The sequence below is a fragment of the Helicobacter sp. MIT 14-3879 genome (genome assembly GCF_003364125.1).
On record NZ_NXLP01000008.1, the window covers coordinates 67,723 to 79,468 of the forward strand.

Genomic DNA, 11,746 nt, shown 5'->3' on the forward strand with positions numbered 1-11,746 from the left:
AAATCAATAATGAGTTATATTCTACATTTTAAGAATCTACTTTTTAGGGGTTTTATGTTTTTAAAATAACTTTAAAAGGAATTTTTATGAATCAAATGCAAATTTTGGTGCTTGACTTTGGTTCTCAATACACGCAACTCATTGCTCGTAGGCTACGTGAATATGGTATTTATACGGAGATAGTTCCTTATTTTGAAGATATAGATTCTATTAGGGCAAAAAATCCTAAAGGTATTATCTTAGGCGGTGGTCCTGCAAGTGTGTATGAAAAGGACGCTTATAAGCCAGATTCTAGGATTTTTACACTTGGAATCCCCATACTTGGAATCTGCTATGGTATGCAGGTTATCGCACAATATTTTGGAGGCAGGGTTATAAGGGCAGAGGCTCAAGAGTTTGGCAAAGCAGTGTTGCATATTCTTAATTCTTCACAGCTGCCTAATTATTCACAATCCTCCATTAATGCTCCCTTTATATCACAGACTACATCAAATATGCTACAACAAGCACACACGCAGGGGGCTTTCAGCACACCAGAGGCTTTCAGCACACAAGGCATAGTGAGAACAAAGCAATCTATGACACATTTTTCAAAAAGCACATTAAAATCTTTGTCATATTCTAAGCCACCATTTCAAGAGAAATCTTTATTGCAACAAGCAGATGGCACAACCACAAGCGGGTCTCACCAACCCCTTAATGAATCTTACACATCACAAGGGATTCATCACTCCTTTAATGAATCCTACACATTCACACATAAACCCAAACAGCCTCAATCTTTCCTCTTGCAGGGTGAAAATATTGCTTTGCGTCCTTTCGTCCCTACTGATGAGCTTACACTTGAAGCCATATTTAAAGATAATGACTTAAAAGCAATATGGGAATCTTATTGTAACCCAAGTGGCTTTAATGTCCTTGATTGGCTAGATACGCAGATGCAATCCTATGAGGAGAGTGGCTTTGGTATCTATGCCGCTCTTCACAGCAATGAAATAATAGGACAAGTGGGTTTAAGCATTCAAGAGATTCCTACTAATATTGCGCGAAGTATTTATAGTAGCCTTAGCCCGCAAGATTTTCTTCATTCGCAGTCTTTCCAGCCAAGCACGCAGGGGCATTTAGTAAGCATATTTTATCTTTTTAAGAGTGAGCATTGGCATAAGGGTTATGCGACACAAGCAGCTAAAATGTGTATAGAATATGCTTTTAACACACTTGGAATCCCCGTGCTTTGTGCGTTAATTCCTACTGATAATATTGCAGCACAAAATGTCGCTAAAAGGCTAGAGATGAGCATTATAGGCAAAATGGATAAGCCTATAAAAGACAAGAGCATTTCTCATTTTATCTATATTTTACGCGCAAGTGAATGGCAGTGTATGACCTATGCGTATTCTAAAGCAGTTAATAAAAATGCTCCTATTTCTCTTGAATTTCAGCATTTTTCTCCAAATAATCACCCCCTTAGCACAGAGTTAAAATCCCAGCTATTAAAGATTTGGGGGGATTCTGTACGTGCTACACATCATTTTTTACGCGAAGAGCATATTATTGAAATTGCTGATGAAGTCGAGGCTTCTCTACCTCAACTCACCATCATTACAGCTAGTGATCATCGCGATATGGTTGGATTTATCGGACTTTTGGGCAATAAAATAGAAATGCTTTTTATCCGCCCTAGCGCATTAAAAAAAGGCATTGGTAGAGCACTCATAAAAAAAGCAATAGAGCTTTATTTGGGCGATTTTGAAGAGGTGCTACTTGATTGTAATGAAGAAAATGCAGACGCAATAAAATTCTATCATTTACTAGGCTTTGAAATTCGCTCAAGAAGCTCAAAGGATAACGCAGGAAGGGACTTTGCGCTTGTGCATTTTGCCGCAAGCAGCTTAAAGCTTATTAGATATTTTGGCTTAAATTTCACTCCTCCTCTTTTTTACACAAAGCGTCTAATTGTGCGTGAAATGCGTGAATCTGATTTAGCAAGTTTGAATGAAATGCTGCTTAATCACGAAGTAATGAGCGCGTGGGAATATGATTTTAGCGATTCTGATGTCAAAGATTGGCTTAAAATCCAGCAAGAAAAGTATGCAAAGTTTGGCTTTGGACTATGGGCTGTGGTGGAGAAATGTAGTGGCGAGATGATAGGACAGGCAGGATTAAGCATTCAAAACTTTGATAAGCAAAAAGTCTTGGGAATGACTTATATCATTAAAAAATCCCATTGGCACAAGGGCTATGGAATCGAGGTCTCACAGGGGTGCAAACACTATGCCTTTGAGGTTTTGGGTGCAAAAGAATTGTATTGCTTGATTAAAGAAAATAATACCGCTTCTATCGCTCTTGCTCAAAAATTAGGTGCGACTTTGATAGGTGAAACCCTTTGGAAATATCGCGGCAGAGAGAGCAATAGGCTTGTATATAAAATTAAGAATGAATTACCCATTGCCTTTGAGCTAGAAACCACGCGAACGCTTCTACGCCCAATTGAAGATTCTGATTTTCTTTCCTTAAAGGAGATTTTACAGGATAAAGAAGTGATGAGTGCGTGGGGCGAGAGCCTTAATGACAATGACCTTAGAGCGTGGATTAGTGCGCAACAAGAAAACTACGCACATTTTGGCTTTGGGCTATGGGGGATAATTGATAAGCAAAGCAGGGAGCTTATCGGTATTGCAGGGCTTAGTGCAACAAAATATCTTGAGATTAGCTATGTGCTAAAAAAATCCCATTGGCACAAAGGCTATGCCATTGAGATTGCCCAGCATTGTAAGCAATATGTCTTTAGGCATTTGCGCGCAAAAGAAGTGTATTGCGTATGTAGAGAAGATAATCTTGCCTCTCATAGTGTTGCTAAACGTATTGGAATGAGCAAGGTGGGCGAATTTGTCGATGAAAACAACTACAATTATTTTGAATTTTGTGCGAAAAATCACTCCTTTCTTCCACATTCTTTAGAAACTTATGTGATAAAACCTCTGCAAACAAAGCAAGCGTTGTGTGAATCTTCACAAGAGATTAAAGATAAACAAACCAAAGATTTAGATTCAAATTCTTTGCTAAACTCTGTATTTTTAGAGACAGAGCGTTTGATTTTACGCCCATTGTTAGAATCTGATATACCCGAGTTAGCGAAGCTTTTGCAAGATAAAGATGTGATGTGGGCGTGGGTTGAGAAGATAGATTATAAATTTGTCAAAAAATGGCTAAAGAGGGAGCAAGAAAGCTATCTCTCTTCTAAAATGGGCTGGTGTGCGTTGATTGAAAAGCATAGCGGGGCATTTATCGGACAAGCAGGACTACACCAAAAGGAATTGCTAGAAATTAGCTATATGCTACACACAGACTATTGGCACAAGGGCTATGCGACAGAAATTGGCTTAGGGCTAAAAGAATATGCCTTCCAACATTTGCGTGCAAAAGAAGTGTATTGCGTGTGTAGGGAGGATAACTTTGCCTCTCAAAAAGTCGCTCAAAGATTAGGTATGCAAAAAGTAGATGAGAAAACAGATAATGAGGGGAAAACTTATTATGCCTTTTGCGTGCAAGCAAGCGATTGTGTGCCTCATAATGTGCTACAACAAGATGAACTCTTTAGCAATATCAAGCAAGATTCTATTGTGTGGATGAGCCACGCTGATAAGGTAGAGAGCATTCCGCAGGGCTTTAGAGAGCTAGCTAGAAGTGGCAATACGCATTATTGTGCGATTGCAGATTCTAAACGCAAGATTTATGCCCTGCAATTCCACCCTGAAGTCGTGCATAGCGAGTGTGGCGGGGAGATTTTACGCAATTTCGCAGTAGGGATTTGCGGGAGTAGCACAGATTGGAATATGCAAAATTTCGCAGAAAATGAGATTGCAAAATTACGTTCTATTGTGGGAGTAGCAGGGATAACAGAAACAGAAGCAGCAGAGGTAGCAAGAGGGATAGGAGGAGAAAAAGTAAAAGAAAGAGGAACAGAAGTAGGAGCAGTAGAAGCAAAAACGGAGGTAGCAAGAGGGATAGCAGAAGTAGCAGAAGTAGGGATAGGATTAGGAATATCAAAAATAGAATCAAAAATAATAGGGGCAGAAGTAGCAGAGATAGAAAGAGAAACAGAGGCAAAAATAGCACACAATCAAGATTATATCTCCCAAAACAATGGCTTAAACTACACTATTGCCCTAGCGCAAAAGCAGGATTTAGAGGCAATCCTTGCTCTACAATCTATTGCCTATGCTGATGAAGCGAGATTGATTGGTAAAATGGATATTGAGCCAATGACACAGGATTTGCAGAGCATAGAACAAGAGTTTAACACACACACATTTCTTAAATGCACGCTTGAAAATGGCGAGATTATCGGCTCTGTGCGTGGAGTTACCAAAGGTGAGACAACCTATATTCGCAAACTTTTTGTTAAGTCAGCCTATCGCAGAAAAGGCATTGCAAGCGCGCTTATCCGCACACTTTGTGCCAAGCTCTCCTCAAAGCGATATGAGCTTTTTACAAGTGAAAAAAGCCTTAAAAACATTGCATTGTATGAGAAGCTAGGATTTGTGTGTTTTAAGAAAGAATTTATAGAGGGCTTTCCAATCAAAGCAGTTTTTTTAGAAAAATTTGAAGACTTTAAAAGGGTGATTGAGACAGAGCGTCTTATTTTACGAGAATACACGCAAGCTGATTTTAAGAGCCTGCATAAAATACTAAGTGATAAAGAGGTAATGCACGCTTGGGGGCAGGGCTTTAGAGAAAAAGAGAGCCAAGAGTGGCTTACTAAGCAATTGCTAAATTATCAACAATATGGCTTTGGAATCTGGGCGATTATAGATAGGCAAAGTGGCGAGATTATCGGTAATGTAGGGCTAGATTATGAAGAAATCATTTTAGAATCTAAGCAAGAGAGCTACTCTAATTCTAGTGATTCTCATAGCTCTCATAACTTATATGATTCTAATAGCTCCCATAGTTCTCATAATGTTGATAGTTCCCATAACTCTCATAATATTGATAGTCCCCATAGCTACGCACCAAATAAAGCTTTTCATCAAGAGAGTTCTAATAATTCTAATTTAGATAAATCAGAAGTAAGAAAAGCTCCCTATCAAGAGAGTTCTCATAGCTCCTATGATTCTAGTGATTCTCATAACTCTCATAGCTACGCATTAGACAAAGCCCATCATAAAGTGCTAGAGCTAGGATATGTGCTAAAGAAATCGCATTGGCACAAGGGCTATGGCATAGAAGCCGCAAGGGCTTGTGTAGAGTATGCCTTTGAGGTTGTGAGAGCAAGGAAACTCTATGCGCTCATCACAAAGGGACATCAAGATTCTATCACTCTAGCCCAAAGGCTTGGAATGCGTCTTATTGGTGTGAATGCAGCACAAAAGCATAAAGAAGAGCTAGTGTATTGCCTTGAGCTTGAGGAATACAAAAAGGCAAATTTACTTTTCTCTTCACAAAATCAATCAATCTCTAACACAACTCCCCTCCCTATAAAGCGATGTGCTTGGGCAAGTGATAAAGATGAAAAGGCGCGTAAGCTTTATGAAAACTATCACGATAATGAATGGGGCGTGCCGCTACATAATGATAGGAAGCTTTTTGAATTTCTTATTTTAGGGGGCTTTCAAGCGGGGCTTAGCTGGATAACTATCCTTAAAAAGCGTGAGGCTTTTAGGGCGGCATTTGATGATTTTAATCCAGAAATTATTGCTAATTATGATGACACAAAGATAAATGAGCTATTGCAAAATGAGGGCATTATCCGCAATAAGTCAAAGATAGAATCTGCTATTGCTAATGCGAGGGCATTTTTGAGAATCCAAAAAGAATTTGGGAGCTTTGATAGCTATATTTGGGGCTTTGTAGAGGGTAAGCAAGTGATTAATCATTTTGAGAACATTTCAGATTTACCCACTTCTACGCCTTTATCAGATAAGATAGCTAAAGATTTACAAGATAGAGGCTTTAATTTTGTCGGCACTACGATTGTTTATGCGTTTATGCAAGCCATTGGAATGGTAAATGACCATCTTATTTCTTGCTTTAGGCATTCAGCAAGCTTTTTATCACCGCCAAGCTCTTTATTTCCACATTGTAATTTTGTCTCATTTAAACAAGCTTGTTTAGAGATAGGAGAGAAACAAATCCTAAAGAAACTTTTGCAAATATACGAAGATGGGGCAAGAGCTACTCATAAAGATTTAAGCGAAGAAGAAATTGAGGGTATGAAAAAAGAGATAGAAGAATCTATTTTAGAATCAAAAATTCTACTCATAGCTCATAAAAAAGATGACAAAAAGGATAAATGGATAGGCTTTATTTCCCTAGAGGCTAATGAAATCACAATGCTTTTTGTTGCACCTCAATATTTTGGAAGTGGATATGGTAAGGCTTTGATAAGAGAGGCATATTATCAATATTTAAGTGATTATGATGAAGTGATTGTTAGTAGTCTTGAGAGTGCCTTAGGATTCTACCAGCATTTAGGTTTTAAGAAAACACAAGCAAAGCCCATTCAAGCTAGAGTCGCAAGTGCATTTTCACCCAAACTTATTCCCTTAAGTATAAAGCGTGAGGCATTGCAACAATCGCTAGGGATTTACCCGCAAAAAAATGGCAAAGTAGGGGATTTTGGGAGTTGTGATAATGTAAATCTTAGTATAGACAAAGGGCAGATTTTTAGTGAGAAATCTTTGCAAAAAGAACAAGCAGAATCTACCATTGAGGCAAAAGTATCTTTAAGGGATTTTGGGAGTTTTACTAAAGAAAGCGTGGCTTTTCAAACAAGAGGCGAAGAGGGATTGAAAGATTCTAGCAATGATTGTGTAAGTGCAGAATCTATAGATGGTGAAGTATTTTTAGATGGATTTTGTGGCTGTGCAGAGGCAAATAACGAGATAGAACACAAGGTTCATCGAGGAAATGAGCCTCAAACTCTGCAAAATACGCTAAAAAGACAAGCCAATAAAGTGCTTTGTGCGGTGAGTGGTGGGGTTGATTCTAGTGTCGTTGCGACCTTGCTCTATCGTGCCATTGGTGAGAATCTTATCCCTGTGTTTGTGGATACGGGACTTTTACGCAAGGGCGAGAGAGAGGCGGTTGAAAAGATGTTTAAAGAGAATCTCAAAGTGCCTTTAATTACCGTTAATGCAAGTGAGCTTTTTTTAAGTAGGCTTAAGGGAGTGATAGACCCTGAAATTAAGCGTAAAATCATTGGTGAGACTTTTATTGAAGTCTTTGAAAAGGAGGCAAAAAAGCATAATCAAAATGGTGAGATTAAGTTTCTAGCACAAGGCACGCTCTATCCTGATGTGATAGAATCTGTGAGCGTGAAGGGACCTAGTCAAACGATAAAATCTCATCATAATGTCGGAGGACTGCCAGAGTGGATGAAATTTGAGCTTATTGAGCCTTTAAGAGAGCTTTTTAAAGATGAAGTAAGAGAGCTTGGGCGAGAATTAGGAATGCCAGAATTGATGCTAATGCGTCACCCATTCCCCGGACCCGGACTTGCCATTAGGATAATGGGCGAGGTGAATAGAGAGGATTTAGATTTATTGCGTGAGGCAGATTCTATACTCATTGAGGAGCTGCATAAATCGGGGCTTTATCATCAAGTATGGCAGGCATTTTGCGTGCTGCTAAATGTCAAAAGTGTGGGCGTAATGGGCGATAATCGCACTTATGATAATACGATTTGCGTGCGAGCGGTGGAGGCAATCGATGGAATGACAGCGAGTTTTTCTCATTTACCCCATAGCTTTTTAGAATATGTTTCAAACCGCATTATAAATGAAGTAAAAGGCATTAACCGTGTAGTCTATGACATCACGAGCAAACCCCCCGGCACAATTGAATGGGAGTAGAGGGAGAAGTTATGAGGTTGGATTAAAAAAAATGACTATAGATTTATTTTCTAATACTATTTTAGAGCAAAGAAAAAAACAAATATTGATACAAAAAATTACCTTTATAGACTTATTTGCTGGGATTGGAGGGATTCGATTGGGATTTGAGAAAGCAGGTGGAGTTTGTGTCTTCTCATCAGAATGGGATAAGGAAGCGGCTAGAACTTATTTTGCAAATTTTGGTGAATATCCAAAAGGGGATATTACTAAAATTCTTTCTAGCGAAATCCCAAGTTTTGACATACTCTTAGCAGGTTTTCCTTGTCAGCCCTTTAGTATTATAGGAGATAAAGAGGGATTCAAGCACGAGACACAAGGGACATTATTCTTTGAGATTGAACGCATTTTAAAAGATAAAAACCCCAAAGCTTTTATGCTAGAAAATGTACGCAATCTCACAGCACATAATCAAGGACATACCTTTAAGGTAATTATTTTACATCTGCAATCTTTAGGATATTTTGTTTATAGCAAGGTATTAAATGCTCTTGATTTTGGACTTCCACAAAAACGTGAGAGAATTATTATCTGCGGCTTTAAGGAGAAGGTAAATTTTGATTTTCCGCTTCCAATTCACGACAAAAAAACACTTAAAGATATTTTAGAATCTAATGTAGATAAAAAGTATTATGTGAAAGATTCTATCAAGCAATCGAGACAGAAACGAATGAAAAAAAATATTGCCAAGCCTTATATTACGCACGAAAATGTAGGTGGTTCAATCACGCCTCATCACTACTCTTGCGCCCTAAGAGCTGGAGCTTCAGCAAACTATCTTTTAGTCAATAATGAGAGGAGATTAACAGAAAAAGAGATGTTACGCTTACAAGGATTTCCAGAAGACTATAAAATCATAGGCTCTTACACACAATGCAAACATCAAGTAGGCAATAGTGTACCTGTGCCACTCATTGAAGCAGTAGCAAGAGAAATGTTAAAAGCATTATGCGAGATGCAAATACAAAACAGTTTCAAGGAAAAAGGATGTTAAAAATTGCAAAAGAAGCTTTGGATAAAGTCATTACAAAATCAAGAATCCACTTTTATAAACCGATTCAAATCGCAGAGATCCTTTATCGTGATAGAATCTTTGGTGATATAGATTTAGATAGCCTTGAAACATATAGGACTAAAAGTAAATCTTGGAGAGATGAAGTTTGCATCGAACTACTTGGCAGAATCTCTACAAGTTCGGCAAAATTCCAAGATGATTTATTCAATGCAATTCCTCCCAAACTCATAACAGAACTAGGAAAATTTAATAGAGAGCATAATGGAGCAGTTGAGAGTTATATCTATAATAAATTTATAGGCAAATATATACAACTTAACAATGCGCTTAATTATTGTTTGAATACAAATAAAGCAAGTTTTGAGATTTCACATTTTATTAATTTGTTTTGGTATGAGGCTGGATTAAAGCGTAGTTTAGATAAAATCTATGAAATTATTACGCACGCACTTTTTGATACATTGGCACAAACTTTAGAATTAAATATCACTCTTTCAGTTAATCAAGATAAACTTAATATTTTAGAAGAATTTGAAGATTTTACAAAATCTGTAATGTGCTTAGATTTAAATAGTCTTTTTGCTACACAAAAAGCACGTATTTATAGGGTTGGTGTAACTAATGCAGCAGATAGAGGGCTTGATATGTATGCGAATTGGGGAGTTGCAATACAAATTAAGCATTTAAGTCTTGATAGTGAATTGGCAGAAAGTATAGTATCTCATATTCAGAGCGATAGAATTATTATTGTATGTAAGGAAGCTGAAAAATCCATTATTTTATCTTTGCTCACACAAATTGGCTGGAAGAATAAGATTCAAAGCATTATTACAGAATCTCATTTGATTGCTTGGTATGAAAAAGCAATGCGTGGAAAATATGCTCACTTACTTGGTGATAAATTGCTTGAAACACTTTGTTTAGAAATTACAGAGGAATTTCCCTCTGTAAAAGAATTACCAGAAATTATTAAAAAGAGGCATTATGAGAATATTAAAGATAAATTTTAAAATGCGATTATTTTTACCCATAGCTTTTTAGAATCTGTTTCAAACCGCATTATAAATGAAGTAAAAGGCATTAACCGTGTAGTCTATGACATTACTAGCAAACCTTTGGGCAGCTTTGAATGGGAGTAGAGGGAGAAGTTGAAATGACACAAACTTTAATTGATTCCACAAAGAAACAATCTTTACCATTACTTACACCAAAACAGGCTAGTATTTGGGCAAGTCAATATTTAGGTAAAAAGGTAACGAGCAATAACATTATTTATCTGTTAAATTATGGGAAAATTGCAAATCACAGCACAGATTTACAAGAAAATTTGATTGATAAAAATGAGCTAAAAGCCTATTATGATAACACCATTAAATCACAAGAACATCTGCAATCACCCCTTTCTTTTGCGCAATATAAAGAGGCAGAAACAACAAAGCATATTCATAGAATCCACCCTTATAAAGGCAAGTTTATCCCTCAACTTGTAGAATATTTTTTAGACTCTCATACAGATACTATTAAGAATCAGGCTTGTTTTAAACAAGGAGATATTATTTTAGACCCCTTTTGTGGAAGTGGCACGACCTTATGTGTGGCAAATGAACTAGGTATGAATGCTGTTGGGATTGAAATCTCTTGTTTTAATACAATGTTGAGTAATGCTAAAATTGCTAATTATGATTTCAAAGCCCTTGAGATGGAGCTTTTAAGACTAAGTGCTTGTTTAGAAAATTTTACAAAGAAACTTCAAACCATTCCTTTTGAGATTGCTTTAAATAATGCTTTGAGTGAATTTAATCAACTTTACTTTCCTAATAAAACCTTTAAGCGTCAAGTTGCTTTGAAACAGATTGATGAAAAAAAATATGGAGAGATAAAAGCACAAGAATTTTTAAAGATTTACAATGGACTTGTTAAGAAATATGCTATTGATATTGGCACAAATATACAGGGAGGGTTTTTTGAAAAATGGTATATAGATTCTATAAAACAAGAGATTCTTTTTCTTAAAAATGAAATTTTAAAATCACCTAAAGATTTACAGGATATTTTACGCATTATCCTAAGTCGCACAGCAAGAAGTTGTCGTGCTACAACACATTCAGATTTAGCCACGCTTTTAGAACCTATCACTACAACTTATTATTGCTCCAAACACGGCAGAATCTGCAAGCCTCTTTTTAGCATTACAAAATGGTGGAAAAGCTACACAAAAGATACTTTGAAGAGACTAAAAGAGTTTGAAAAAATACGCAGTCAAACCAAACAGCTTTGCTTAAATGCAGATTCTACAAATGTAGATATTATTACTCAAGTGCAGAAACAAGATAAAGAGTTTGCAAGCCTTATTCAATCGCAAAAAATTGCTGGAATCTTTAGCTCTCCCCCTTATGTAGGACTGATTGATTATCACGAACAACACGCTTATGCTTATGATATTTTTGATTTACCTCGTAAAGATAATTTAGAAATTGGTAAATTAAGTGAGGGGCAAAGCAAAAATGCACAAGAACAATATGTTTATAATATTGCTAAAGTTTTGCAAAATGCTAAACAATTTTTGAAGCCAGATTATAATATCTTTTTAGTGGCTAATGATAGATTTAATCTCTACCCAAAGATTGCAGAGTTGGCAGATATGCAGATTGTCCATCGGTATGATAGACCTGTGCTCAACCGCAGTGAGAAAGATAAAAATAGATACAGTGAAAGCATATTTCACTTGAAGGATAAAAATGCAAAATCTTAAAATCAATATCAAAAATCGCTTAGTTCAAGCATTACGCAATAAGTTTGAAAACTACAAGCCTGAAACTTCCTCAATGCCTTTCCA

Annotated in this window: 3 protein-coding genes and 4 pseudogenes; all 7 read left to right on the forward strand. The window is 36.8% G+C overall.

The features are described 5' to 3' along the window. Nucleotides 1-86: 86 nt before the first annotated feature. A pseudogene (locus CQA44_RS13180) lies at nucleotides 87-6,044 on the forward strand (GNAT family N-acetyltransferase); the annotation flags it as partial. 156 nt (nucleotides 6,045-6,200) lie between these two features. Then, a pseudogene (locus CQA44_RS13495) lies at nucleotides 6,201-6,485 on the forward strand (GNAT family N-acetyltransferase); the annotation flags it as partial. Nucleotides 6,486-6,824: 339 nt separating this feature from the next. Beyond that, a pseudogene (guaA, locus tag CQA44_RS13425) lies at nucleotides 6,825-7,856 on the forward strand (glutamine-hydrolyzing GMP synthase); the annotation flags it as partial. A 31-nt stretch (nucleotides 7,857-7,887) separates the two neighbouring features. Further along, the gene (locus tag CQA44_RS06370) at nucleotides 7,888-8,889 is read left to right on the forward strand and encodes a DNA cytosine methyltransferase (RefSeq protein WP_115546445.1); all 1,002 of its coding nucleotides are present in this window, start codon (nucleotides 7,888-7,890) and stop codon (nucleotides 8,887-8,889) included. Continuing rightward, nucleotides 8,883-9,920, forward strand: coding sequence for a HaeII family restriction endonuclease (locus tag CQA44_RS06375; protein ID WP_115546446.1), 1,038 nt, complete (start codon nucleotides 8,883-8,885; stop codon nucleotides 9,918-9,920). Before CQA44_RS06370 ends, CQA44_RS06375 begins: the two co-directional genes overlap by 7 nt. An 18-nt stretch (nucleotides 9,921-9,938) precedes the next feature. Further along, nucleotides 9,939-10,049: pseudogene (locus CQA44_RS06380) on the forward strand (hypothetical protein); the annotation flags it as partial. Further along, nucleotides 10,040-11,662 (forward strand): site-specific DNA-methyltransferase, encoded by a 1,623-nt coding sequence (locus tag CQA44_RS06385; protein ID WP_258864921.1) that lies wholly within the window; start codon nucleotides 10,040-10,042, stop codon nucleotides 11,660-11,662. The pseudogene CQA44_RS06380 and the gene CQA44_RS06385, both read left to right, overlap by 10 nt. Nucleotides 11,663-11,746: the final 84 nt, after the last annotated feature.